Source organism: Acidocella aminolytica 101 = DSM 11237, assembly GCF_900129125.1.
Taxonomy (GTDB): domain Bacteria; phylum Pseudomonadota; class Alphaproteobacteria; order Acetobacterales; family Acetobacteraceae; genus Acidocella; species Acidocella aminolytica.
On the sequence record NZ_FQVJ01000002.1, the window covers coordinates 96,026 to 118,499 of the forward strand.

28 protein-coding genes and 1 tRNA gene are annotated in these 22,474 nt (G+C 56.0%); 13 read left to right on the top strand and 16 right to left on the bottom strand.

The features are described 5' to 3' along the window. Window positions 1-90 precede the first annotated feature (90 nt). Both BUB54_RS01555 and BUB54_RS01560 read left to right on the top strand, forming a co-directional pair. Window positions 91-2,508 (top strand): DNA translocase FtsK, encoded by a 2,418-nt coding sequence (locus tag BUB54_RS01555; protein WP_048877769.1) that lies wholly within the window; start codon window positions 91-93, stop codon window positions 2,506-2,508. A gap of 101 nt (window positions 2,509-2,609) precedes the next feature. Continuing rightward, window positions 2,610-3,047, top strand: a complete 438-nt coding sequence (locus BUB54_RS01560) for a cupin domain-containing protein (protein ID WP_048877770.1) — start codon at window positions 2,610-2,612, stop codon at window positions 3,045-3,047. A gap of 54 nt (window positions 3,048-3,101) precedes the next feature. On the opposite strand, the gene BUB54_RS01565 is transcribed toward BUB54_RS01560, so the two are convergent. After that, entirely contained in the window at window positions 3,102-3,758 is a 657-nt protein-coding gene (locus BUB54_RS01565) for a glutathione S-transferase (RefSeq protein WP_048877771.1), read from the bottom strand. A 132-nt stretch (window positions 3,759-3,890) separates the two neighbouring features. Here BUB54_RS01565 and BUB54_RS01570 point away from each other — a divergent pair, with 132 nt between their 5' ends. After that, complete coding sequence (locus BUB54_RS01570; RefSeq protein ID WP_048877772.1) at window positions 3,891-5,108, top strand: polyhydroxyalkanoate depolymerase; 1,218 nt, start codon at window positions 3,891-3,893, stop codon at window positions 5,106-5,108. A 21-nt stretch (window positions 5,109-5,129) separates the two neighbouring features. On the opposite strand, the gene BUB54_RS01575 is transcribed toward BUB54_RS01570, so the two are convergent. From BUB54_RS01575 to hisB, 7 genes are read right to left on the bottom strand one after another with little or no spacing between them, the layout of a single operon-like run. Beyond that, window positions 5,130-5,495 carry a histidine triad nucleotide-binding protein gene (locus tag BUB54_RS01575; protein WP_048877773.1) on the bottom strand — a complete coding sequence of 122 codons (366 nt, stop codon included), beginning with the start codon at window positions 5,493-5,495 and terminating at the stop codon, window positions 5,130-5,132. Window positions 5,496-5,508: 13 nt separating this feature from the next. After that, window positions 5,509-5,976, bottom strand: coding sequence for a phosphoribosyl-ATP diphosphatase (locus BUB54_RS01580; RefSeq protein ID WP_048877774.1), 468 nt, complete (start codon window positions 5,974-5,976; stop codon window positions 5,509-5,511). A 30-nt stretch (window positions 5,977-6,006) separates the two neighbouring features. Beyond that, window positions 6,007-6,774: an imidazole glycerol phosphate synthase subunit HisF gene (hisF, locus tag BUB54_RS01585; RefSeq protein WP_048877775.1), complete on the bottom strand. Its 768-nt coding sequence runs from the start codon at window positions 6,772-6,774 to the stop codon at window positions 6,007-6,009. Beyond that, window positions 6,768-7,499 carry a 1-(5-phosphoribosyl)-5-[(5-phosphoribosylamino)methylideneamino]imidazole-4-carboxamide isomerase gene (gene hisA / locus BUB54_RS01590; RefSeq protein ID WP_048877776.1) on the bottom strand — a complete coding sequence of 244 codons (732 nt, stop codon included), beginning with the start codon at window positions 7,497-7,499 and terminating at the stop codon, window positions 6,768-6,770. Before hisA ends, hisF begins: the two co-directional genes overlap by 7 nt. Continuing rightward, window positions 7,496-8,038, bottom strand: coding sequence for a GNAT family N-acetyltransferase (locus tag BUB54_RS01595; RefSeq protein WP_048877777.1), 543 nt, complete (start codon window positions 8,036-8,038; stop codon window positions 7,496-7,498). The genes hisA and BUB54_RS01595 overlap by 4 nt, the downstream gene beginning before the upstream one ends. A 31-nt stretch (window positions 8,039-8,069) precedes the next feature. Continuing rightward, on the bottom strand, window positions 8,070-8,711 hold the full coding sequence (hisH, locus tag BUB54_RS01600; RefSeq protein ID WP_048877778.1) for an imidazole glycerol phosphate synthase subunit HisH: 642 nt from the start codon (window positions 8,709-8,711) through the stop codon (window positions 8,070-8,072). Beyond that, complete coding sequence (hisB, locus tag BUB54_RS01605) at window positions 8,708-9,298, bottom strand: imidazoleglycerol-phosphate dehydratase HisB (RefSeq protein WP_048877779.1); 591 nt, start codon at window positions 9,296-9,298, stop codon at window positions 8,708-8,710. The genes hisH and hisB overlap by 4 nt, the downstream gene beginning before the upstream one ends. Window positions 9,299-9,420: 122 nt before the next feature. On the opposite strand from hisB, the gene BUB54_RS01610 reads away from it, so the two are divergent. The 3 genes from BUB54_RS01610 (at window position 9,421) to BUB54_RS01620 (ending at window position 11,895) form a co-directional block, all read left to right on the top strand. Continuing rightward, window positions 9,421-10,611 (top strand): multidrug effflux MFS transporter, encoded by a 1,191-nt coding sequence (locus BUB54_RS01610; protein ID WP_048877780.1) that lies wholly within the window; start codon window positions 9,421-9,423, stop codon window positions 10,609-10,611. A gap of 7 nt (window positions 10,612-10,618) precedes the next feature. Next, a complete protein-coding gene (locus BUB54_RS01615; RefSeq protein WP_048877781.1) occupies window positions 10,619-11,365 on the top strand; it encodes a gamma-glutamyl-gamma-aminobutyrate hydrolase family protein in 747 nt (248 codons plus the stop codon). Window positions 11,366-11,484: 119 nt separating this feature from the next. Beyond that, window positions 11,485-11,895 (top strand): hypothetical protein, encoded by a 411-nt coding sequence (locus BUB54_RS01620; RefSeq protein WP_048877782.1) that lies wholly within the window; start codon window positions 11,485-11,487, stop codon window positions 11,893-11,895. A gap of 56 nt (window positions 11,896-11,951) precedes the next feature. On the opposite strand, the gene mctP is transcribed toward BUB54_RS01620, so the two are convergent. From mctP to purB, 6 genes are all read right to left on the bottom strand, one after another. Continuing rightward, window positions 11,952-13,469: a monocarboxylate uptake permease MctP gene (gene mctP, locus BUB54_RS01625; protein WP_048877783.1), complete on the bottom strand. Its 1,518-nt coding sequence runs from the start codon at window positions 13,467-13,469 to the stop codon at window positions 11,952-11,954. Then, on the bottom strand, window positions 13,466-13,651 hold the full coding sequence (locus BUB54_RS01630) for a DUF3311 domain-containing protein (RefSeq protein WP_048877784.1): 186 nt from the start codon (window positions 13,649-13,651) through the stop codon (window positions 13,466-13,468). The genes mctP and BUB54_RS01630 overlap by 4 nt, the downstream gene beginning before the upstream one ends. A gap of 83 nt (window positions 13,652-13,734) precedes the next feature. Beyond that, the gene (locus BUB54_RS01635) at window positions 13,735-14,421 is read right to left on the bottom strand and encodes an NRDE family protein (protein WP_048877785.1); all 687 of its coding nucleotides are present in this window, start codon (window positions 14,419-14,421) and stop codon (window positions 13,735-13,737) included. Beyond that, on the bottom strand, window positions 14,414-15,055 hold the full coding sequence (locus BUB54_RS01640; RefSeq protein ID WP_082075584.1) for an NUDIX domain-containing protein: 642 nt from the start codon (window positions 15,053-15,055) through the stop codon (window positions 14,414-14,416). The genes BUB54_RS01635 and BUB54_RS01640 overlap by 8 nt, the downstream gene beginning before the upstream one ends. 30 nt (window positions 15,056-15,085) lie before the next feature. Beyond that, the gene (locus tag BUB54_RS01645; protein WP_048877787.1) at window positions 15,086-15,400 is read right to left on the bottom strand and encodes a hypothetical protein; all 315 of its coding nucleotides are present in this window, start codon (window positions 15,398-15,400) and stop codon (window positions 15,086-15,088) included. Between the two features lie 65 nt (window positions 15,401-15,465). Next, window positions 15,466-16,797 carry an adenylosuccinate lyase gene (gene purB / locus BUB54_RS01650; RefSeq protein ID WP_048877788.1) on the bottom strand — a complete coding sequence of 444 codons (1,332 nt, stop codon included), beginning with the start codon at window positions 16,795-16,797 and terminating at the stop codon, window positions 15,466-15,468. Between the two features lie 90 nt (window positions 16,798-16,887). Between purB and BUB54_RS01655 the strand changes: the two genes are divergently transcribed. Both BUB54_RS01655 and BUB54_RS01660 read left to right on the top strand, forming a co-directional pair. Further along, complete coding sequence (locus BUB54_RS01655; RefSeq protein ID WP_048877789.1) at window positions 16,888-17,487, top strand: TerC family protein; 600 nt, start codon at window positions 16,888-16,890, stop codon at window positions 17,485-17,487. A gap of 28 nt (window positions 17,488-17,515) precedes the next feature. Further along, window positions 17,516-18,469 (top strand): isoaspartyl peptidase/L-asparaginase family protein, encoded by a 954-nt coding sequence (locus BUB54_RS01660; protein ID WP_048877790.1) that lies wholly within the window; start codon window positions 17,516-17,518, stop codon window positions 18,467-18,469. Window positions 18,470-18,471: 2 nt separating this feature from the next. On the opposite strand, the gene BUB54_RS01665 is transcribed toward BUB54_RS01660, so the two are convergent. Then, window positions 18,472-19,128, bottom strand: a complete 657-nt coding sequence (locus BUB54_RS01665) for a 2OG-Fe(II) oxygenase (protein ID WP_048877791.1) — start codon at window positions 19,126-19,128, stop codon at window positions 18,472-18,474. Beyond that, on the bottom strand, window positions 19,121-19,531 hold the full coding sequence (locus BUB54_RS01670; protein WP_244890739.1) for a 2OG-Fe(II) oxygenase: 411 nt from the start codon (window positions 19,529-19,531) through the stop codon (window positions 19,121-19,123). Before BUB54_RS01670 ends, BUB54_RS01665 begins: the two co-directional genes overlap by 8 nt. A gap of 564 nt (window positions 19,532-20,095) precedes the next feature. Here BUB54_RS01670 and BUB54_RS01675 point away from each other — a divergent pair. The 5 genes from BUB54_RS01675 to kdsA all read left to right on the top strand — a co-directional run bounded on the left by BUB54_RS01675 (window position 20,096) and on the right by kdsA (window position 22,428). After that, window positions 20,096-20,467: a hypothetical protein gene (locus BUB54_RS01675; protein ID WP_175556448.1), complete on the top strand. Its 372-nt coding sequence runs from the start codon at window positions 20,096-20,098 to the stop codon at window positions 20,465-20,467. Between the two features lie 151 nt (window positions 20,468-20,618). Then, window positions 20,619-21,104, top strand: coding sequence for a DUF192 domain-containing protein (locus BUB54_RS01680; protein ID WP_048877794.1), 486 nt, complete (start codon window positions 20,619-20,621; stop codon window positions 21,102-21,104). A 13-nt stretch (window positions 21,105-21,117) separates the two neighbouring features. Beyond that, window positions 21,118-21,194, top strand: a tRNA-Pro gene (locus BUB54_RS01685). A gap of 17 nt (window positions 21,195-21,211) precedes the next feature. Further along, window positions 21,212-21,517, top strand: coding sequence for an ETC complex I subunit (locus BUB54_RS01690; RefSeq protein WP_048877795.1), 306 nt, complete (start codon window positions 21,212-21,214; stop codon window positions 21,515-21,517). A 68-nt stretch (window positions 21,518-21,585) separates the two neighbouring features. Further along, window positions 21,586-22,428, top strand: a complete 843-nt coding sequence (gene kdsA, locus BUB54_RS01695) for a 3-deoxy-8-phosphooctulonate synthase (RefSeq protein WP_073211155.1) — start codon at window positions 21,586-21,588, stop codon at window positions 22,426-22,428. The last annotated feature ends 46 nt before the right edge of the window (window positions 22,429-22,474 follow it).

Consider the following 22,474-nt stretch of genomic DNA (forward strand, 5'->3'; position numbering starts at 1 on the left):
TCTGAGCGGCCTTTGGCCGCTCATTTTGGCGGGCTTGAATGAAGAGTAAAAAACTTTGAAAATCAGTCGCTCCCATCTATAGTTTATGGCATGGCAGTCGATCTGGGAGCACGGCGTTTTATTTCTCCAGCTATTCGCGCGCAAATGCGGCGGAGGGCAGGCGAGCTATCAGCCATTCTAATTGCCCTGGTCGCTTTGACGTTGGCCTTGGCGCTGGTTTCATACCATCCCGCGGATTCGTCTTTTGACACGATAGGTTCGGGGCCGGTCCATAATTTCGCCGGAATGACAGGCGCGGCGATTGCCGATTTGATGCTGCAAACCTTTGGCATGGCTGGATTTATACCCGTTCTTGTGCTGCTGGCCTGGGCCTATCGTCTTGGGGTTCGTGGTCAAATTGGTCATCTACGGGGCAGAATCGTGCTGGCGGCTGTTTCAATGCCCTTAACTGCCGCTGCTTTGGCCATGGCATTCCATGTTATTCCGGGCGGAAGCCTAGCTTGGCCTGTTCCCGCTGGCCCTGGCGGCGCTGCGGGTGATATTCTGTCAGGCTTCGCTACAGGGGCGGGTAGCTCTGTTTTGGGTAAGCTGGGCCGCGGCCTCGTTTTGCTATTAACCTTGTTGCTGGCGCTGGGCAGCTTTGGCTTTGCCTTGGGTTTCACGCCAGGTGAATGGCGGACCGGCGGGCGTCGGGCCATTTTGGCGGCCAGCGCCTCTGTGCAGCATGGCAAGCGCGGTGCTGAAGCTATGTCCTCTTGGTTGGCGCCGTTATTGCAGACCGTTTCAGCCTCGGCCCCCGAGATCGAATCTAACGACACGTCACAGGCTTGGGTGCCTCTTCGCGGCGCGGCCTCCGATGCGGATGATGAGTTCTTACAGCCGGTTGTCTCAGCCCCTTCTTTGCCATCGCGTGGCAAGCCCACTGTTAAACCGGCTGTGGCAACAAGACCTTCCGCCCCGCAACAGCAAAGATTGCCGTTGCCGGAAATTGGTTGGGAGCCTCCTTCCTTAGATTTGCTACGTCTAGCGCCCCCTCGTGCAGAGGCGGGGCCAAGTGCCGATGCACTCCAAAATAACGCCCGTTTGCTGGAGACGGTGCTGCAAGACTACGGCGTGCAGGGCAAGATCGTCGAAATTCGACCAGGCCCCGTTGTCACGCTTTACGAGCTTGAGCCTGCACCCGGAATCCGCTCCGCCCGAGTCGTTGGATTGGCGGAAGATATAGCACGGTCGCTTTCTGTCATATCGGTGCGCATTGCCGTTGTGGCGGGACGGAATGTAATCGGTATTGAGGTGCCAAATGCTCGGCGGGAAACTGTTTATCTGTCTGAACTGATCGGGGCGGTTAATTGGGGCGCTCAGACTGGCGCCTTGTCCTTGGCTTTGGGAAAAGATATTTCGGGTGCCCCTGTTATTGCCGACCTGTCGCGTATGCCGCATTTGCTGATTGCGGGTACGACAGGCTCGGGTAAGTCCGTTGGCGTGAATGCCATGATCATGAGCCTTTTGTTCAAGCTTTCGCCTGAACAATGCCGGTTGATCATGATTGATCCAAAAATTCTAGAATTGTCTGTATATGACGGCATTCCGCATCTCTTAACGCCGGTGGTGACGGAACCGCCAAAGGCAGTCGCGGCATTGAAATGGGTTGTCCGCGAGATGGACCGCCGTTATCGCGCCATGAGCCAACTCTCTGTGCGGAATATCGGTGGCTATAACGACCGTGTGAACGAAGCGCGTGCCCGTGGCGAAGTTGTCACCCGTCGGGTTCAAACTGGGTTTGATTCCGAGACCGGAAAGCCGGTCTTTGAAGAACAGCCCTTGGCGCTTGAGCCTTTGCCTTTCATTGTTGTGTTTATCGATGAAATGGCCGACCTGATGCTGGTGGCCGGTAAAGAGATTGAAATTTGTGTCCAGCGTTTGGCTCAAAAAGCCCGCGCGGCCGGGATTCATGTGATCATGGCCACACAGCGCCCGTCTGTGGACGTGATCACGGGCACAATTAAAGCCAACTTCCCGACCCGTATCTCCTTCCAGGTGATTTCAAAGTTCGATAGTCGGACTATCTTGGGTGAGCAGGGTGCTGAGCAGCTTTTGGGACAGGGCGATCTGCTTTACATGGCGGGGGGCGGTCGCGTTACCCGCGTTCATGGCCCGTTTGTTTCAGATCAAGAGGTGGAAGCGGTCGTCGATTATCTGCGCGAGCAGGGTGAGCCGAATTATCTCGATGAGGTGACTGAACCTTCTGACGATGAGGAAAGCCCATCCGCCGGGGGTGGGGCCATCGGCGGTAACACGACTGGCGAAAATGCCCTCTATGATCAAGCGGTTGCCATTGTTGCGCGGGATCGTAAAGCAAGTACCTCCTACCTCCAGCGCTGCTTGACCATTGGGTATAACCGGGCGGCCAAATTGATCGAGCAGATGGAGAAAGAAGGGGTGGTTTCGCCGGCCAACCATGTGGGTAAGCGCGAGGTTCTGGTTCGGGCGGAAAGGGACGACGAGTAGCGCTTCGCATAAATTTGTGCAGCGCAAAATTTGTCTAGTGATTTTTATATAGTTTGTGGCAACCTTTCGTTCTTCTCCACGGACAGAAAAGGATTGTACCAATGCTTGAACCGCCGTTTGTGAATCTTTTCTCCCATATCAAACCGGAGGATACTGGCTGGCGCACAGATGGGTTGAGAAACTTCTTCTTTTATCGGGACCTTGGTGTAGCTGATGCAACTGGTGGCCGCGTCATTGCTCAACTTGTCAAAGCCAACCCAGATTTCCCGCCCGTGGCGGGGACAGGCTGGCACCAGCATGTTGCTGAGTTCCATATTGTTTATATGACGAAAGGCTGGGCGCGCTTTATGTATAGAGACAAGGAACATCTTGTCTCCGCTGGCGATTGTGTCCACCAGCAGCCGGGAATTACCCATTATCTGTTCGATTATTCTCCTGATATGGAATATCTTGAAATAACGTCACCGGCGGCATTTGGCACTGTCGATGTTGATGGGCCTTGTGTGGTACCCAACCCAACGCCATGGAAAACGGCTTAGATTATTGAGGTGGCGCATGGCTCCGGTGCCCAGGTAAAGCCAGCCTCCCGGACCTTAGAAATCCAAGTCGAGTTCGATGATCTCTTGAGGTTCTTCTTTCGCCTCGGATATCCATTCCTTCATGGGTGACCAGGAGAGGATGGTGTTGCAATATTCCTGGCATAGAGGGCCAACGTTGACGTCGTAAGACTGGAAGCGCGTAACAACGGGGGCATACATGCAATCCGCGATTGTTGGCATCCGCCCAAATAAAAATGGGCCTTTCCATGTGCTTAAGCAGTCCCGCCAAATCGAGGTGATACGGTCAATATCAGCCTGAGCAGATGACCATACGGTAAAACCGGGCTTACGGAACCGCAAATTCATCGGCAGCGAAGAGCGTAACGCGGCAAAGCCGGAATGCATTTCACCGGAAATTGAACGGCAGCGCGCGCGAGCGTGCGGATCGCGCGGCAACATTCCAACCTCGGGGAATTTTTCATTGAGATATTCGGCAATGGCGATCGTATCCCAGATGCTGATATCGCCATGAAGAAGACAAGGAACAAGGATTGATGACGTGCGCATCAACAACTCTTCCTTAGCGCGCGGGTCATCCGGAGAAACGCGCTCTTCCTTGAAAGTGATGCCGGAAATTTTGGCGAGTAGAAAACCCCGAAGTGACCAAGAAGAATAATTCTTACTGCTTATTAACAGGGTCGCTTCGGTCATGTTCACCCTTTCATTTTTTGGAAATCACCCCAAGTTTATCAAAACAGTGCTCTATGCACAACGAATTGATGACTTTTGGAGCGTTGTGATATTTTTGGGGACTTGCAGGGGGCTTAGGGTTAAGATTTAGTCATGCTTTATCAGATCTACCAGGCGCAGGCGGACTTTGTTGACCCGTTGCGGACAATAGCTCGCAATACCAGTCGCTTATTGCGTATTGTAACGCCTCAGACTCCTTATGGTATCTTTCTTCGTCACTTCAACGCGGCCCTGGAAGTGTTTGGCCATTCGGGAACCTCCCATCAGCGGCCCAGCTATCGGATCAAAGGTGTCCCAATAGGGAACAGTTTAGTACCTGTGACGGAGGAGGTGGTCCACTCCACTCCTTTCGCAAATCTGCTGCACTTCAAAAAAGATAGTGATCGGAAGCAACCTAAGGTTTTGGTGGTCGCGCCGCTATCCGGGCATTTCTCCACCTTGCTGAGGCATACAATCGAAGTTTTGCTGCGCGACCATGATGTTTTCGTCACGGACTGGGCCAATGCCCGCGATGTGCCTGTATCTGCGGGCCGCTTTGGGTTTGATGAATATGTCGAGCATGTGATTGATTTTATTCGCGTTCTGGGGCCGCGCAGCCATATCGTTGGCGTGTGCCAGCCAACTGTGGCCGTTTTGGCCGCCGTATCGGTAATGGCTGAAGAGGATGACGCCGCAACGCCGCGCAGCATGACGTTGATGGCCGGGCCGATCGATACTCGCCGTAATCCAACCCACGTCAATGTTTTAGCTAAAACCAAAAAAATTGATTGGTTTGAAGAAAAGATGATTGGCATTGTGCCTTGGCGCTATAAAGGGGGCGGCAGGCGCGTTTATCCAGGATTTATGCAATTAACCGCGTTTGTCTCGATGAATCTCGACAAGCATATCAGTGCCCATATGCGCCAATATAGAAATCTGGCGGTGCAGGATGGATCGTCAGCCGAGGCGCATCGCAATTTTTACGATGAATACCTCGCGGTTATGGATTTGCCAGCCGAGTTTTACCTGGAAACGGTCGAGAAGATTTTCATGCAGCATCAACTGGCGGTTGGTGAACTGACCTATAAGGGCAAACCAGTTCGCCCCTCGGCTATTCGTAAGACCTTCTTGTTCACGGTAGAAGGGGAGCGTGACGATATATGCGGGCTTGGCCAAACCGCCGCGGCGTTGGATTTGTGTTCCAATCTTCGGCCAGTGCTAAAGCGCCATCACGTTCAAACCGGTGTTGGACATTACGGCGTGTTCTCAGGCCGACGTTGGGAAAATGAGATATATCCCTTGGTACGGGAGGTTATTCAGTTTTCTGCCTGACCCCTGCCTTCTTGATCTTATTCAGTCCGAAGGTGCGAGAACATGGCCCATTTTGTGGCCACCCAGGATGTGCACGTGGAAATGCGGCACCATCTGTTGACTGTCAGGGCCGATATTGCAGATGATTCTGTAGCCGCTATCTTCTACGCCCAGTTGCTTTGCCACATGCGAAACAGCCCGATAGAATCCCGTGATCTCCTCAGGGCTGGCTGTTGCGCCGAAATCGGCGGCGGAAACATAGCGGCCTTTGGGGATGACAAGAATATGCACGGGTGCTTGAGGGTTAATATCTGGGAAGGCGAGGGCATATTCATCTTCATAGACGGTTTTGGTGGGAATTTCGCCGCGGAGAATCTTCGCAAAGATGTTTTTGTCATCATAGTTCATGGCTGCCACCTGCTCACGGGATTTTTTTGGTCGGAAAACCAGGGAGAGCTTGTTTGCGGGAAGCTTTCTCGGCAATGCCGCTCATGCCCTCGCGCCGGGTCAATTCTGTCCAGACTTCCTCGGGGCGCAAACCGGCATCAACCCAGAGCACCATCAAGTGGTAGAGTACATCGGCGCTCTCGCCTATCAGGGCGGTTTTGTTCCTGGCGACGGCCTCGATCACACATTCCACAGATTCTTCGCCGAATTTCTGCGCAACCTTCTCAGTCCCACGGGAGAGCAGTCGCGCTGAATGGCTCTCATTTGGGTTGGCGGACGCGCGCGAGAGCACGGTTCCCCAAAGTCTATCCAGCACACGTGCATCCGGCGCTTCATGAACCGGCGGCGGGACAGAAATAGTCCGGCGCGTCGTCGTGGCTTTTTTGGCGGCGGGTTTTTTCTTAGGCGCAGCAATGGGGGTTTTGGCCGTTTTCTTTGCCATGATTCGCAATCAGACTCCTTGGAACTGCTGCTATATCGCGCGTGCAAGCCGCACCGGCAAGCGGGCCTCAGCTAATGCCTGTTTGACCTGTGCGATGCTGAATTGGCCGAAATGAAAGACGCTTGCGGCCAGCAAGCCGGTGGCACCAGCCTGTGCGCCTTCAACGAAATGCCGCAACTCACCAACCCCACCGGATGCAACAACAGGGAGTTTCACTGCCCCGCACACGAAGCGCAATAACTCCAAATCAAAGCCCTGGCCGGTTCCGTCCCGATCCATGGATGTCAGCAAGATCTCACCGGCCCCCCGCTCTTCCATTTGTTTGGCCCATTGCAACACATCCAGCCCAGTTGGCGTGCGTCCGCCATGGGAGAATACTTCCCATTTGCCGGGGGCGGTTTGCCGTGCATCGATGGCCACCACAACGCATTGGCTACCAAACTTCTCCGCCGCTTCGGAAATGAGCTCCGGGCGAGAGATAGCGGCGGAGTTGACAGAGCATTTATCCGCACCAGCCAGTAGCAAGCGGCGCATATCCTGCACGCTACGGATACCACCCCCTACGGTAAGCGGCAGAAAAACCTTTTCAGCCGTGCGGTGAACCACGTCCAGAATCGTATCGCGATTATCGGAACTGGCAGTGATATCAAGAAAGGTTAGCTCATCAGCGCCCGCTTGGTCGTATAACGCGGCCTGCTCCACGGGGTCTCCGGCGTCCCGCAGAGAGACGAAATTTACCCCCTTCACAACCCGCCCGTCTTTGACGTCGAGACAAGGAATAACACGCAGCTTCAACATGCGGCTAATGCCTCCTTCGGGTTCAGGCTACCATCATAGAGGGCGCGGCCGAGAATAGAGCCATTCAAATTGGACTGCGCAGCAGAAGCCGCTTTGAGCGCGATGATATCAGCGACCGAAGCCACGCCGCCAGAGGCAATCACGGGCACGGAAACCGCTTTCGCTAGGGCGGTTGTCTCATCCAGGTTAAGGCCGGTCTTCATGCCATCACGGGCGATGTCCGTGTAGATGATGGCGGCTATGCCGGCATCTTCGAAGCGCCGGGCAAGGTCCGTCGCGGCGATGTCGGAGGTCTCCGCCCAACCTTCTGTTGCCACCATGCCGCCCTTGGCGTCGATGCCAACGGCAACCCTACCCGGAAACGCCTTCGCCGCCTCTTTCACCAAAGCAGGGTTCTTGGCTGCGGCGGAACCTAAAATCACGCGGGTGATTCCAGCCTCAAGCCAACTTTCAATGCCCGCCATGTCCCGTAGTCCGCCGCCAAGTTGCACGGGAACGGAGACGGACGAAAGAATGCCTTTCACGGCTTCTTGGTTTACGGTGCGGCCCGCGAAGGCGCCGTTAAGATCCACGACATGAATCCATCCAAACCCCGCTGCCTGCCATGCCGCAGCCTGCGCGCCAGGATCCGTTCCAAAAACGGTGGCCTGATCCATCTCACCGCGCAGCAGCCGAACGCAATTCCCGTCTTTTAGATCAATGGCAGGGTAGAGGGTTAGAGTCATTTCAGCGCCTTATAGAAGAAATGGCCGGAGATAAGCTGTCCTTTCACGCGGGCATAGGCGGGGTGTGTACCCCAATGCACAAAACCTTCAGCCTCATAGAGTGATATGGCACCTTTTTGGGTCGATCGCACATCCAGATTGAGCACGTGGAACCCAAGAGACTTTGCCCGCTCTTCCGATTTTCTTAGAATCAACCGCGCAAGCCCATGTCCGCGTGCGTAAGGGGCGACGAAGTGATGCATCAACTGCACGGCGAAAGACTGCGCCTCGTTATTGCGTGAGGGCATTTGCAGTTGGGCAGCGCCATAAATCACGCCATCCATCCGGCCAACGATAAGTTCGCGTTCAGGCACCAGGGGCACGCCACGATAATACTGTTCCACAGCCGCGGCGGTGGGGGGCTTTATCCAGCCAAAGCCGCCTCCGTCCAAAACCGCTGCTGTTGCCGCTTCAGCCAGAGCATGGACGTCGTTCTCATCAGCAAAGGTCTCAACAAGTTCGGCCGTTATGCTGGTAGGGGTAGGAAGAGCCTGTTTCACGCCTGCCTCATCGCGCGTCAGGCGCGGCGGATCAAGGGGACCAAGACAGGAAATTGCCCAGGATCGTCAGGCCAACCTCCTGGCTCTTTTCAACATGGAACTGCGTGCCCGCACGGTTTCCCTTTGCGACCATGGCGACAATCTCTGTGCCATAATCCGTGGTTGCCAGAATTTCCTCAGGCCACCCGCCGGACAACGCGTAAGAATGGACGAAATAAGTATGGTCTCCAGGCTTCAAACCATCGAGCAGTTTGTGGCGCCCCGGTTCAAAGTGAAGCTCGTTCCACCCCATATGGGGCAGGCGCTGCGTGCTTGCGGGGATCTTGGAAATCTCGCCATGAATCCAGCCAAAGCCGGGGGTTATACCATGCTCCAACCCTTGTTCAGCCATCAGCTGCATACCGACGCAGATGCCCAGGAAAGGCGCGCCAGCTTCAACACGTTCCATCAAGGCGGCTTCCAGCCCGTCCACCCCTGCAAGACCGGCGGCGCAATCAGCAAAGGAGCCTTGGCCCGGCAAAACAATTTTGTCCGCCTGCCTCAGTTCTTCAGGGCGCGACGTGATAAAGACATCCGCAGCGATGCCATTCCGAGAGGCCGCGAGTTGCAACCCCCTGGCCGCCGAGGCGAGATTGCCGCTCTTATAATCGATAACGGCGACCCGAAGGCTCATAACGTACCCTTGGTGGACGGAATTTGCCCTGCGATACGCGGCTCCGGTGCCACGGCAGCCCGCAACGCCCTGGCGACGGCCTTAAAGCTGGCTTCTGCAACGTGGTGGGCATTATGCCCGGCAAGCTGTCTGACATGCAGGTTAAAAAACCCATTTCCTGCAAAGGCACGAAAAAACTCTTCCACAAGCTGCGTGTCCATCTCGCCCAGCATTGGGCGCTCAAAATTCACGCCCCACGCAACATACGCGCGGCCGGACAGGTCGATAACCGCCTCCACCAACGCTTCATCCATTGGAACGGCCGCTTGGCCAAAACGTTGAATGCCACGCTTATCACCCAACGCATTGGCAATGGTCTGGCCAAGTACGATCCCCACATCTTCAACAGTGTGGTGGGCGTCGATATGCACGTCTCCTTTGGCGATAACGCTCAGGTCGAATAACCCATGGCGCCCGAAAGCCTCCAGCATATGATCGAAGAAACCGACCCCGGTATCGATGTCTGTCTTACCGGTACCGTCCAGATTGACGGTGACGATAATGTCGGTCTCGTTTGTCTTGCGGCTCAGAGAGGTAATGCGTGTCATAATGCTGCCCTACACCAGAGACTTGCAGCGCAAAAGACTGAATCCGCAGATATCCGCTCTGGCAATGCACCAATGCTGTTAAGTGGCTATCACGCCCCCGGAGGGACAGTTAAATCTGGCTGATGCGCCAACAAATTACGCCTACATTGCCGATTCTGCTGGGATTTCTTATCGCGGTGGGGCCGGTTTCCACGGATATGTATCTGCCCGCCTTTCCGGCTTTGGCGCAAGATCTTCATAATCAGGCCGCGCCCCAATATTCCCTCGCGTCTTACTTCCTGGGGCTGGCGATTGGCCAAATGACACAAGGCGCTTTATCCGACGCGCTCGGCCGCCGTACACCGCTATTGGCGGGGCTGGTGCTCTATATTTTCGCTTCTTTGGGATGTGTTGCGAGCTGGAGTACGTCATCCCTCGTTGTGTTCCGGTTCCTGGCCGCGTTAGGGGCGTCTGCCGGCGTGGTGATCCCCCGGGCGGTGGTACGGGATTTAGCTGATGGCCCGGCAGCGGCCAAATTAATGTCCAAATTGATGCTGGCGATGGGGGTGGCGCCAATTTGCGCGCCGATGCTTGGCGCTGTTTGCGTGATGTTCGCCAGCTGGCGTTTCATATTCGGGCTTTGCACATTGTATGGTGTTGTCGCGCTGGGATTTGCGTGGGTGTATTTACCCGATACGCTGCCGTCCGAGAAACGCTCTAGGGTTGGCGCCGTTAGGGTTCTGGCCCGGTATGTCGATATTTTTCGTGAGCCAGCGTTTCTGTCCCATGCGGTTATCAATGCCTGCGTAGCCGCCTGTCTCTTCGCTTATCTCAGCGGTTCGCCACAGATTTTTGAGGGCTCCTTTGGATGGTCGAGCACGCAATATGCTATATTTTTTGGATTGAATTCAATGGCTTACATTGGTTACAGCCAACTCAACCCCATTTTGGTGAGTCGCTTTGGCATCGCGCCGGTGATTACCGCGATGGTGGTCTGGCAGATGCTTTGCGCTGTTCTGCTGGTTGCGCTGGCGGTGTTTCCCAAAGGCGGTTTGCCCTTGGCGGGGGGCTTGCTACTTTGTGAGGCGGCGTTTGGCTTGTTGCTTCCTTGCTGCATGGTCGGGGCACTTTCCCGCCACCAGGCCCATGCCGGTTCAGCCGCGGCGCTGCTCGGGACGCTGCAATATGGCGGCGGTGCCATTGCTGGGCTTGGGGTTGGTGTTCTGGCCGATGGCACAGCACGCCCCATGGCGCTTGTAATGCTGGTCTGCGCTGCAATCGCCTTGGTTGCCGCGAAATATCGCCCACGGCTAGAATTCAGGGTATCGGAGTGAACAAGCAATGCAAAATCCCATATTGGTCGGAATTCCGGCCTGTACGAAACTGATTTCAGGCTACATCCAGCACGCAACCCCTGCGCGTTATAGCCAGGCTCTAATCCAAGGCGCCAATGCCGTACCGGTCCTGATTCCGCCGGAAGGCGAGCGGATGCTGCCTTTGCTGGAGCGTGTGGACGGAATCCTGTTCAACGGGTCTCCCTCCAATATCATGCCGACACTCTACGGCGCTGATTATGACGCAACGCCGGACGAACACGATATGGACCGGGACGCCACGACCATCCCCATGATACGCGCAGCCCTGGAGCGCGGCATCCCCATGCTCGGCATTTGCCGTGGGATGCAGGAACTCAATATTGCCCTTGGTGGTACATTGTTCCAGGAGGTCCATAAACTCCCCGACCGGATGGACCACCGTTCCGGGGAGGGAGACAATGAATTCCGTTTCAGGCTGCAGCATGAGGTTCAGCTTTCTGGGGAACTTGCGCGCATTTCAGGAGCATCTAGCATTCAGGTAAATTCCCTACACGGTCAGGCGATCGACCAACTGGCTCCGGGCTTGGTGGTGGAGGCTGTTGCGCCGGATGGCACCATTGAGGCTGTACGGGTTGAGGCGGCGAGAAGCTTTGCCATCGCGGTGCAGTGGCATCCCGAATGGGAGGCAATCCATTTCCCTGACCGGTTGCGCTTGTTCCAGGCGTTCGGTGAGGCTTGTGCGGCGGCGCACGTTGCCAGAATGGCGGCTTAAGGCAAGGGAGCGCAGGCCCTCTTTCGTTATTTATTGCAACAAGAGCCGCTTAGGGTGCTGTCGCCGGTCGATATGTCACCTTAAACGGCTTATATCCTCGCCGGTAGAAGGAGGGTTAAATGGACATCCAGACCATTGATAATCAATATAATCAGCTTCAGTCCCAGGCACAGCAGACCATAACGGAATTGCAAACCCTGGCCCGTAAGCTGCAAGCCGCGAGCCAAGCTGGGGATCAGAATGCCAGGGAGTGGTTCCTGGATTTGAAGAGCATCGCCTTGGCGATCCAGGCGGAACAAAATCAGGTGGCGAACCTGCTGCAGGCATTGCATGGCTTCGTCGCAAATCAGGCCCAGCCGTCCCCATGGGGGAACGCGCCAGGCTACGCGCCGCAGCCAGCTTATCCGGCGTATCCGCAGCAGCAGAGCGGTGGCATTCTGGGCAATTTCCTCAATTCCGGCTTTGGCCGCGCGTTGGAAATGGGCGCGGGGTTCGGTATCGGTGAGGAAGTCATCGACCGGCTGTTTTAAGTTCACCCAACAGATTATTTGGCGGTGCGGGACACATTTTCCCGCACCGGTTGAAATCAGGCGTAGTCAGCGGCTTCGGTTTCGTCTTTATGGCGGTCATTGGCCATTGCATTCAGCGGGATGCTGAGCAGGAAGGCCACGACAGCATTCAACACCACGGTTGCCAGTGCGATATAGCTGGGCACGGTGTAGCCAAAGACATGAAAAGCCCAGACCGCGCCAAAAATGTTGTGGACCACCAACCAGGTGGCGGACACAACTCCAACTAGCCAGCCGATGAGTAGCGCCCAGCCATTGAAGAAGCGGGTAAAGACCGAAAAGGCGATGGCTGGAAAGGTCTGAATCACCCACATGCCACCAAGAAGCTGCAGCTGAACCGCGAACTTTGTCGGGATGGCGACAATAAAGACCAGCGCCCCCATTACCATGACCATCGCAAACAGCTTGGCCACCAGAGTTTCTGCGCTGCCTTTAGAGCCGCTGACGAAAGGCTCATAAATATCGCGCGTAAAAATATTGGCGGAAGCAATCGCCATGATCGCTGCGGGCACCAGAGCGCCGATTGCAATGGCGGCAAATCCGATCCCCACAAACCAGTCCGGAAACTCGTGCAGGAACAAGGCCGGTACGGCGAAACTGGATTTATATTGCGCAAATCCAGCCGCAAACTGCGGGAGTTTATCAACCCCGGTGGCCACTGCCATAAAGCCAAGTAGCGCCAGAAGGCTGAGAAGCACCGTATAGGCAGGCAATAAGGCGGCATTACGCCGTAGCACTTTTGGGCCAGCGGAAGACAATATACCGGTCGTGGTATGCGGGTACAGGAACAGCGCCATGGCTGAACCAAGTGCCAGAGTGGCATAGCCGGAATAAGCCCCGAAGCTGCCTGAAGGTGGTACGGCCAGCAGTAACTTGCTGGATGGAATTTTTGCGAAGATATGCCCAAATCCCCCCAGTTCCACAGGGATGACGATAATGGCCACCAGAACCGTGAGGTAAATCAGCAGATCCTTGACGATGGAAATCATCGCTGGCGCACGCAGGCCGGATGTCCAGGTAAAGGCGGCCAGAACCGCAAATGCCGCAATCAGCGGCAGATGTCCAGGGATGCCCAGAGCGCCAATGATAACCTGCATGCCAATAAGCTGCAGTGCGATGTAAGGCATGGTCGCGGCGATGCCGGTCACGCCAACAGCCAGTGCCAGCCAGCGGTTACCATAGCGTCCCCGCACAAATTCCGGCCCAGTGATGTAGCCGTATTTATGGGCGACTTTCCACAGCTTCGGAAACACCAGATAAAGGATAGGGTAGCAAACAACCGTGTAGGGTACTGCGAAAAAGCCAATAGCACCGGCACCGAACATCAGCGCTGGAATCGCGATAAAAGTATAAGCGGTATAAGCGTCACCGCCAATAAGAAACCAGGAGATCAGAGTTCCAAAGCGGCGCCCGCCGAGACCCCATTCCTCAATATGTGCCAGATCTCCGCCCTTCCAGCGGCCCGCCATGAATCCCATGACGATGACAGCGGCAATAAGAACGAGAAAAACGATGATAGCAACAAGATGTTTCATTTTCTTGCCGCCTTTTTGTCTTCAACTTTGTAAACAATCCAGATGAGAACCGAGGCGATCAGCACGACCAGGATCTGATACCAGTAGAAGAATGGAAAGCCGAAAAAAGTTGGGTTGATCCGGTTAAACGCGGGAACCCAAAGCGAAATAGCGAATACGATCAGGAATAAAATTCTGATCATGAAACTCCCTCCATGAAGCAGGCGGAGAGATGATCTTGCGCAAGCTGTTTTGCAAGATATTGTAACGGGATAATATGCGGAAATTACCAGTCGAGCGGTGTGAACGGCTCTATGTTGGTGGCTCCTTTCGCGAACCACTGTTGAATTATCCCGGCTTTTGGCAAGCGCACCAAGAGCGAGCAAACAGTGCCAAACCCCTTATTTGGCGGAGATAGGTTAAGCTGCTCAGCCCGGCTGCCGCTGTTATCAGTCAGCAGACGTGCCCACTCGGATACAGGCGTTGCTCGGAAGCGCGGCAAGTGCCGGGCAATGCGCGGTATCTTCATGTCGTTTGGCGCACCGGAAGTAATCATCGTCACACCAGCATCGAGTTGGGCAATATGCGGCTGACCTTGTTCTTGCCCGTATAAAAGAAAAGCGCTGGTGGCATCGGCGATAACCAGATTGAAGCTGCGATACTGGCTCGTATCCAGCCCCGCCAAAGAATTTGCGGCGGTCGCTGCCTCCTCAAGTGCCAAGGCACGCAACGGCAGGGTGCCGCGGCTGCGCTTGCCTGCTTCTGGGCCAAGCGTGCCTTCCCTGTTCAGCAAGGCAGCAAACACGCCATACCGATTCAACGCTGCCCAGGTGCCCCCAGCCAGCCTGTCCCTGCCGCCAAAAATTCCGGGCCAATATTCAGCGGGCGCGTCCCAAGCGCGGTTCAGCATTTCGTCCCGGTTTGCGGCGATGAATACACCGTCGGCGGCTATATGCAGAATGATGCTACACATTTAGAGCGGCGTGTATCATGTCGAGATGGTCCGGTACCGCTAGATCGTTCGCCTGGACCGATCGGGCCTGGACGATATTCACCGCAGTAGCGTCATCTCCGGCTTTGAAGGCGATATCGTGCAGGTTGCCGTGGAGCCTGACCAGGAAGCCCAACGTTGAAACCGTAAACAGCTCGCCTTTGCGCACTGGTGTGCCTGGCAGGTTGTTCCACGCACGGCGGATATCAAAAGGACGAAGGTGCTGCCGATGTCCAAGCTGGATCACTTTAGCCTTGGACAATAAAAGCGGATCGATCCCTGTTTCCTCTGTGGCCTCGCGCAGAGCGGCAGACTGGGAGGCTTCTACGCCCCCGTTGGCAGCATCCAAAAGGCCGCCGGGCAACGCCATTTTGCCTCGCCCCGGATTATGCAGCCGGGTAATCAGAATGGTCTGGCCCAGATCATCAAGCAAAACGCTATCCGCCGCATGAACCAGCCACACGCCAACCTCACGCCCGTTTGGAAGGCGTAAATCGCCCAGACTATTGGCGACGTCCGTGGGTTCATCCGGAAAATGGCCAGCCGCGCAGCGAGCTATGATTTCAGCCTGCAATTCCGGCTCGGCCAGCATATGGTCTATGAATATCTCATCCATATCCCGACCATATCTGGTGGGGCCGGTGCGTCAAACCGTCTGCAGTTGCTTGGTCTCGGTCTGAGCGGTTTTGGTGCGGCTCAGGCGGCGTTTCGCCCGTGGCGTGCGTGGGGCTGCATTACGGGCCATCCCCAGAACGCCGCCGATAATCAGAGCCACTGGTATCGCCACGAAGCTGCCGCCAAAAAGCAAGGCAGGTAGCATACCGCGCCCAAGCAAGGACGAGCCAGCCAATACTCGGAAAGGGCTATCCGCGCCGGCGGGAACAACCGGCATACCGGCGAAGCCCAAACCGAGAGCCAGGGCGATGAAAGCGGCCAGAGTGGCGAGAAGAGGCAAGCGCATGGCCCCTCCTAAACTCCAGTCTGCTAAATGTTGCCAGTCCTTTTTTGACAAAACAGTCCTGCGCCTCAGCCGAAGACGCGGCGGAAGATGGTGTCCACATGGGCGTGATGCATCTCTGCGCTCATCGCCTTGTCGATCACGGCCTCGGAGACGCGGCCAGCCACCTCCGGATCGCCCAGCAGATTATCGCGGAAGTTCTTGGCATCCGGCTGACCAAGCTTGGTCCAGGTTGCCATCGCGTTACGCTGTATAATCTTATAAGCGTCTTCGCGCGAAATACCCGCTTTGGTGAGGGTCAGCAGGACTTCGCCGGAATGCACTACACCCCCCAGGCTTTCAACATTCGCCGCCATCTGTTCAGGATAAACAGTCAGTTTCTCCATCATCCCTGCCAAGCGGGCCAGGGCGAAGTCCAGGGTCACGGTTGCATCAGGCCCGATGCCGCGTTCCACGGAGGAGTGGGAGATATCCCGTTCATGCCAGAGCGCCACGTTTTCCATGGCCGGGATCACCGCGGCGCGCACCAGCCGGGCAAGGCCACAGAGATTCTCAGAAAGCACAGGGTTGCGCTTATGCGGCATGGCGGAGCTGCCTTTCTGCCCTGCATGGAAGAACTCTTCCGCCTCGCGGACCTCGGAGCGCTGCAGATGCCGCACTTCGGTTGCCAGACGCTCAACCCCGGAGGCAATCACCCCTAGAGCGGCGAAAAACGCGGCGTGCCGGTCACGTGGAATCACCTGGGTGGAGACAGGCTCAGCCGCCAGCCCCAGCTTTTTCGCAACCGACTCTTCCACGCGCGGATCAACATGCGCGAACGTACCCACCGCGCCGGAGATCGCACAGGTCGCGATTTCGGCGCGCGCCACGATCAAACGCTGCTTGTTGCGGGCGAACTCCGCATAATGCCCGGCAAGCTTGAGGCCAAAGCTAGTCGGCTCGGCGTGGATACCGTGGCTACGGCCGATGGTCAGCGTGTATTTATGCTCGATAGCCCGGGCCTTCAGCGCGGCCAGCACCCGATCCAAATCCTCCAGCAGCAGGTCGGCGGCCTGGGTGAGTTGAACGGCAAAGCAGGTATCCAGCACGTCAGAGGAGGTAAGGCCTTGATGCACGAAACGGCTTTCCTCACCCACTCGCTTGGCGAGCCAAGTCAGGAAGGCAATAACGTCATGGCGCGTCTCGGCCTCGATGGCGTCAATTTCGGCGGTGTCGGCTTCGGTGAAGGCGGCCATCGCCACGTCGCCTTTCTCGCGGATCACCTTTGCTGCCTCAGCCGGAATTGCCCCATATTCCGCCATGGCTTCGCAAGCGCAGGCTTCGATCTCGAACCAGATCCGGTATTTATTTTCCTGAGTCCAGATGGTGGCGGCCTGGGGACGGGTATAGCGGGGGATCATCGGGTACTCCTGGCGGCAAAATTCTGTCGCTTCGCCTAATCAACTGTGGCCTCATTGACAAGCCAGAGCAGGGCGGGACAGTTCAAACTCATGGACATTCTCAGCTTTGCCATTGTTCTGGTCCAGATCCTGTTGATCGATCTGGTACTGGCTGGCGACAACGCCATTGTCATTGGGTTGGCCGTTGCCCGGCTCCAGCCGGAGCAACGGCGTAAGGCCATATTGGTCGGCGTTATTGGCGCCACCGTTATCCGGGTGGCGTTCGCCATCATCGCCCTGCAGTTGCTGGCCATTGTGGGCCTCATGCTTGCGGGCGGTATTCTCTTGCTCTGGGTGGTTTGGAAATCTGCGCGGGAACTTTATGCGCAAAGCAAGGCGGGGGAGGAAGACCAAGGTAACACCGCAGCCCCGGCCAGCCTGGGTTCAGCGATTTGGAAAATCGTCGTGGCGGACGTGTCCATGAGCCTGGATAACGTGCTGGCCGTTGCCGGAGCGGCCCGCGACCACCCTGTATTGCTGGCCATCGGGCTTATTGTCTCGGTTGGCTTGATGGGAGTTGCCGCCAGCTTGGTGGCCCGCCTTATGCAGCGTTACCCCTGGGTGGCCTGGATTGGCATTGCCATCGTGTTCTATGTGGCCCTCCATATGATTTGGGAAGGCTGGCATCAGGTTGCGCCGCACTTGTCCTGAAATCTGGTACTACAGGCATAAGACCCTTATGACGAAAACACTCCCTGCTTTGGCCATTCATGGTGGTGCTGGCACCGTTCCGGCCCATCAGCTCGATAATGAAAGCCGTGCCGCTTATCATGAAGGTCTGCGTACAGCACTTCGTGCAGGCTGGAAGTTGCTTCACGCCGGTGCGCCCGCCCTTGACGCAGTGATGGCTGCGGTTAAGGCGCTCGAGGATGATACTCTCTTTAATGCCGGGCGCGGTGCGGTACTGACATCCGCCGGCCGCCCTGAGATGGACGCGGCAATTATGCGTGGCAGTGACCGCGCTGCGGGGGCAGTGGCTGGTATATGCGGCCCGCGCAACCCGGTAGAGGCCGCTCGTCTGGTTATGGAGCAATCCGGCCATGTGCTGATGATGGGCAAGGGGGCTGAGGCTTTCTTGCGTGAAGTGGGAATGGAATTTCTTCCTGCCTCTTATTTTGAGACAGCACGCCGCCGTGCCGCTCTTGAGTTGGAGTTGGCGCGCCGCGCCAGTGGTGCGCCGGATATACGTACTGACGCTGACCGTCATGGCACGGTGGGGGCGGTGGCCCGTGACGTGAATGGCGGCTTGGCGGCGGCAACTTCAACAGGCGGCTACACCGCAAAGCGGCCGGGCCGCGTAGGGGATGCGCCGGTTATCGGCGCGGGTACCTTCGCGGATGATGCAAGCTGTGCGGTCTCCTGCACAGGTAGCGGAGAGGTTTTTATCCGCTATACGGCCTCGGCTGAACTGGCGGCACGCGTCCGGCTGGGCAGAGAAAAATTGGACGAAGCCGCATCCCGGCTGATTGCTGAGCTGGGCGCGCGGGATGGGGAAGGGGGAATGATCACGGTCGGCGCTGAAGGTGCGCCCGTCTTGGTCTTCAACTGTTCCGGCATGTATCGCGGGTATACAGATGAGGAGGGCGTGCTCTGGACCGCTATCCACCGTGAGGCATATTTACGCGGCAATTGAGTTCAGGCCACGGGCGTGTCCGCAAAAGCCAATTCATGCCGGGCATTCCATTCTGGCGTCACATAATTCACGATCAAAGTGCGCCTTACCCCGGTAATGGGTCTTTTCTCAAAGCCATGCCAGGTATTTTGCCCCGGTACAAAGATAAGCCCGTGATTACGGCCCGCACTGGTTGGGCCAAGGTGGCGTTGCGGGGTTTCGTAAATGTCTGTTCCCCAATTCTCGCCAGCAGGGGGATCGTTTAGATAAATCAGCATGGTAAAGAATTTGGCGCCAATATCCGTATGAGGCTCCAGCCAAAATCCTTCCGTGTCCTGGCAATACTCGATCCTTAGAAAGCTGCCGGTGAGGTTGGCTTGAGTCAGGGCCTTTAGGGCTTGAATAGTGCTTTGTTTTTGCAGCGCTTTAGCTAAAGCAGCGCAAGCTGGGAAGCTTTCCTGTGTATCCAGGTTAAAGAACAGTCTGGTGGAATTATGCGTCTCCCGCCGTCCTTTGGTGTCCGCAATGGCGGGAACTGGCAGGGGCAGGGCTGTGATCTCATCCACCATCGCGTTGGGCAGAACATCATTCAGCAACCAATGCGGATATGGGGTGGTATCGGCGCTGGCAGCCTCAAGGCTGGCGAGTAGCGCGTTCTGTGTGGAAAGTGAATCAGGCATAGTTCAAAAGCTTCTTGGCTTGGGCGGATAGCCGGTGTCGCATCAATTCGCGTTGAGCAGCCAAGGTGTTTGCCATCCAATTAATCATTACATAGCGCCTAACCCCGACATAGGGCTCATGCCCATGGAAGGAATTGTTTGAACGTTGAAAGGCCACCAGAGTGCCCAAGGCGGGCGGCACTTCGGTAATCATGTCATTCAGGTCCGTGCCGTTACGCAGTAAGCGGAGCCGTCCGCCCTGGGCTTGCCAGTCTTCATTAAAATAGAGCAGGGCGGTTACCAGCTTGGCTTCGCTGTCAGTGTGGATACGCCCATCTTTCTCCTGCGCTCGGCCCCGAAGCGTGACCATTGTGGGGCGGCCTCTCAGATCCTGGCCAAATTTTTCAGAAAATGCGTCTGTCATTTCTGGACTGGTTAATTCACGGATAAGTTCTTTGAATGCGGGCCCCGGCCGGGTGGCTTCAACGGGCAGTAAACCGGCATGTTCAATAGTGGGAAAGTCCCGCGACGTATCCGCCGCCCGGTCTGGTGCTATGAATCCGCTGACAACCATATGTTTAAACGGCGTTGCGGTTATGGCTGTACGCCGGAAAGCCCCCAGGTCCAGAATTGGCATGCTCAAAATTCCCTTTAAACAGGTTCCGCTTGGGCGTTTCGCGGCTATTCTTCATTGACCTGCATCAAGGCTCCGCATGTAATGCGTGAAGTCCTTCAATCTTCCTTAACTGTTTTGTGGCCAAGAATGGGTTGGCGTCTTGCCGAGGCTTGATGCTTGGTTTGGTGTTTAACGTAAGGTCTCAAAGGAAGGCTGATGCTCTCCAGCAAATTACCGCCGTCAGCTTTTAAAGCCGGGGAGATGACAAGCGCCATGCTGGCGGAACGACGTGGGACTGTTCGAACACCGGTTATCAAGAGCGCCAAGCTGCTTGTGGGCCAGGGATATAGCCAAGCTGTCTATAATTGCCTCGTGCTGGATGAGTCGAATGATGGTGCGTTGGTTGACCTCGGCATGGCGTGCAGCCTGCCAGAAGACGTAATTTTGCAGCTTTTTGGTGGCGTTGCCCGAAAAGCCAAGCAGCGTTGGTCCGCTGGCAGTAAGGTTGGGTTAGAGTTTGTGGGGGAGCAGCTTGTTTCTGCCGAAGCTTCACAGGAAATGGTTGAAATTGCTCACTCCATCCGCGCAAGGTGCTTGCTAGCTGGTATCGCGGCTCTGAGAGAAAGAAATTTTTTCTCGCATAGCGGCCTCCGTACAGCTGCGGAGAATGCTGAGTCGGCCTTTTATAAGTTGGAGGACATTCTGCGAGACCCTTTGATGTCGGTTCAGTCTGAAAAAGAATGAACTGTGTATTTATCTAGTGCAATTTCTATAAAAACATTTTAAATCAACATTATAAGTTGAATCATTAAGCGTAGAGAATAGCAACTGCGCTCGATCTACGCTTGCCTTGCTAGGTGCCCTTCGGCACATAGGCACGGCACGGAGGACTGGCATGAAGATTTTTACTCCGGCCCTTGTGGCCGGTTTGTTCGTTGGGCATCTGGCTTTTGCGCAAACGGTGAATGACGATCCCACAGGTCCGCAGCCCAAGCTGCCAACCGAGCCCCTTCAGATTAAAACCGTCACTGGGAAGACGTACGACTTCACCGTGGAACTGCCCACGACTCCGCAGGAGCAGGCGACGGGCGAGATGTTCCGTACATCTATCCCCGCCAACGAGGGGATGCTGTTTGTCTGGACCAAGCCGCAAGTCTCGCAGATGTGGATGAAAAACTGTCCTGTGCCTGAAGACATGGTCTTTATCGGCGCGGATGGAAAAATTGTCGCAATCGCGGAAAATACCGTTCCTTACTCGCTTAAAAACATTTCTTCTGGCGTGCCCGTTAAGGCGACTTTGGAGCTTCAAGGGGGCATAACAGCTAAATACAACATAAATGTTGGTGATCAGGTGATTGCCAAGCCCTTCTCGGGGAGCTAATCCCAAGGCAATTCGGGGCGTGGCGCAGCCTGGTAGCGCGCTTGTTTTGGGTACAAGAGGCCCCCGGTTCGAATCCGGGCGCCCCGACCAGTCTGGAGTGGTTATGTATGCGGGCTCGTATCTTTCTTCCTCCCAAATCGGCCATGCAGTCAGGCTTGGCCAGGACTCATCGCTGGGTTCTCCAGTATGAGCCGGAAAGGGCAAAGATCCGCGACCCTCTCATGGGTTGGACGGGGTCTGATGACATGCGCCAGCAGATTCGGCTGACTTTCGAGACTAGAGAAGCGGCGATTGCTTATGCCGAGGCGGAAGGAATTCCCTATGATGTGGAAATTCCTTCGGCTCGTATTAAAAAGCCAAAATCCTATGCGGATAACTTCCGGGCTGGCCGCAAGGAGAACTGGACCCACTAACCCGGAATAGTCATGCCGGATGAAGTAACCGGGCTGGCTATAGCCCGTTAAGGACTGAGATGAGCAAAATGCCAACCGCGCCCGAGTCGATTGCGACTGTGGGGGGTGTTCGATTCGGCAACGCTTTACCCCTGGCGTTAATTGCCGGTCCCTGCCAGATTGAAAGCTCGGCCCATGCTTTTGAATGTGCAAGCGCCCTGAAAGAGATTGGAGAGCGGCTGGGTATTGGGCTGGTCTTTAAATCTTCCTTTGACAAAGCCAACCGCACTAGCCTCTCCGGCGCCCGCGGCGTAGGGCTTGATGCGGCGCTGCAAATATTTTCTGACATTAAAGCAAAGCTCGGCCTACCGCTTCTGACTGACGTGCATGAGCGCGAGCAATGTGCTCCTGTGGCGGAGGTAGTTGATATTCTTCAAATTCCCGCATTTCTCTGCCGCCAGACGGATCTGCTGATTGCTGCCGCTGAAACAGGCGCCGTTGTGAATGTGAAAAAGGGGCAGTTTTTGGCCCCATGGGACATGAAGAATGTCGTGGCCAAGATCACAGGCTCAGGCAATCCGCGCGTGATGTTGACTGAACGCGGTACCAGCTTTGGTTATAATACGCTTGTTTCTGATTTCCGAGGTTTGCCGGTCATGGCGTCTTACGGCGCGCCGGTGATTTTTGACGCTACTCATTCCGTGCAGCAGCCGGGAGGGCAGGGCGGGTCTTCCGGTGGGCAGCGTGAGTTTGTTTCCGTACTAGCGCGCGCCGCCGTGGCGGTTGGCGTTGCTGGATTATTCATTGAAACGCACCCCGACCCCGACAATGCCCCCTCGGATGGTCCGAACATGATCGCGCTCAAAGACTTTGAAGCCTTGGTAAAAGGATTGATGGCCTTTGACCGTATTGCCAAGGGGCTGCAGGCTTGAGCGGCACAACTATCGAGCTTGGAGTTAACGCATCAGACAAACAAGC

Bases quoted from the DNA above. Each gene is read 5' to 3' on its own strand.
- BUB54_RS01555 (WP_048877769.1), top strand. From the start codon at position 91: ATGGCAGTCGATCTGGGAGCACGGCGTTTTATTTCTCCAGCTATTCGC.
- BUB54_RS01560 (WP_048877770.1), top strand. From the start codon at position 2,610: ATGCTTGAACCGCCGTTTGTGAATCTTTTCTCCCATATCAAACCGGAG.
- BUB54_RS01565 (WP_048877771.1), bottom strand. From the start codon at position 3,758: ATGACCGAAGCGACCCTGTTAATAAGCAGTAAGAATTATTCTTCTTGG.
- BUB54_RS01570 (WP_048877772.1), top strand. From the start codon at position 3,891: ATGCTTTATCAGATCTACCAGGCGCAGGCGGACTTTGTTGACCCGTTG.
- BUB54_RS01575 (WP_048877773.1), bottom strand. From the start codon at position 5,495: ATGAACTATGATGACAAAAACATCTTTGCGAAGATTCTCCGCGGCGAA.
- BUB54_RS01580 (WP_048877774.1), bottom strand. From the start codon at position 5,976: ATGGCAAAGAAAACGGCCAAAACCCCCATTGCTGCGCCTAAGAAAAAA.
- hisF (WP_048877775.1), bottom strand. From the start codon at position 6,774: ATGTTGAAGCTGCGTGTTATTCCTTGTCTCGACGTCAAAGACGGGCGG.
- hisA (WP_048877776.1), bottom strand. From the start codon at position 7,499: ATGACTCTAACCCTCTACCCTGCCATTGATCTAAAAGACGGGAATTGC.
- hisH (WP_048877778.1), bottom strand. From the start codon at position 8,711: ATGAGCCTTCGGGTCGCCGTTATCGATTATAAGAGCGGCAATCTCGCC.
- hisB (WP_048877779.1), bottom strand. From the start codon at position 9,298: ATGACACGCATTACCTCTCTGAGCCGCAAGACAAACGAGACCGACATT.
- BUB54_RS01610 (WP_048877780.1), top strand. From the start codon at position 9,421: ATGCGCCAACAAATTACGCCTACATTGCCGATTCTGCTGGGATTTCTT.
- BUB54_RS01615 (WP_048877781.1), top strand. From the start codon at position 10,619: ATGCAAAATCCCATATTGGTCGGAATTCCGGCCTGTACGAAACTGATT.
- BUB54_RS01620 (WP_048877782.1), top strand. From the start codon at position 11,485: ATGGACATCCAGACCATTGATAATCAATATAATCAGCTTCAGTCCCAG.
- mctP (WP_048877783.1), bottom strand. From the start codon at position 13,469: ATGAAACATCTTGTTGCTATCATCGTTTTTCTCGTTCTTATTGCCGCT.
- BUB54_RS01630 (WP_048877784.1), bottom strand. From the start codon at position 13,651: ATGATCAGAATTTTATTCCTGATCGTATTCGCTATTTCGCTTTGGGTT.
- BUB54_RS01635 (WP_048877785.1), bottom strand. From the start codon at position 14,421: ATGTGTAGCATCATTCTGCATATAGCCGCCGACGGTGTATTCATCGCC.
- BUB54_RS01640 (WP_082075584.1), bottom strand. From the start codon at position 15,055: ATGGATGAGATATTCATAGACCATATGCTGGCCGAGCCGGAATTGCAG.
- BUB54_RS01645 (WP_048877787.1), bottom strand. From the start codon at position 15,400: ATGCGCTTGCCTCTTCTCGCCACTCTGGCCGCTTTCATCGCCCTGGCT.
- purB (WP_048877788.1), bottom strand. From the start codon at position 16,797: ATGATCCCCCGCTATACCCGTCCCCAGGCCGCCACCATCTGGACTCAG.
- BUB54_RS01655 (WP_048877789.1), top strand. From the start codon at position 16,888: ATGGACATTCTCAGCTTTGCCATTGTTCTGGTCCAGATCCTGTTGATC.
- BUB54_RS01660 (WP_048877790.1), top strand. From the start codon at position 17,516: ATGACGAAAACACTCCCTGCTTTGGCCATTCATGGTGGTGCTGGCACC.
- BUB54_RS01665 (WP_048877791.1), bottom strand. From the start codon at position 19,128: ATGCCTGATTCACTTTCCACACAGAACGCGCTACTCGCCAGCCTTGAG.
- BUB54_RS01670 (WP_244890739.1), bottom strand. From the start codon at position 19,531: ATGACAGACGCATTTTCTGAAAAATTTGGCCAGGATCTGAGAGGCCGC.
- BUB54_RS01680 (WP_048877794.1), top strand. From the start codon at position 20,619: ATGAAGATTTTTACTCCGGCCCTTGTGGCCGGTTTGTTCGTTGGGCAT.
- BUB54_RS01690 (WP_048877795.1), top strand. From the start codon at position 21,212: ATGCGGGCTCGTATCTTTCTTCCTCCCAAATCGGCCATGCAGTCAGGC.
- kdsA (WP_073211155.1), top strand. From the start codon at position 21,586: ATGCCAACCGCGCCCGAGTCGATTGCGACTGTGGGGGGTGTTCGATTC.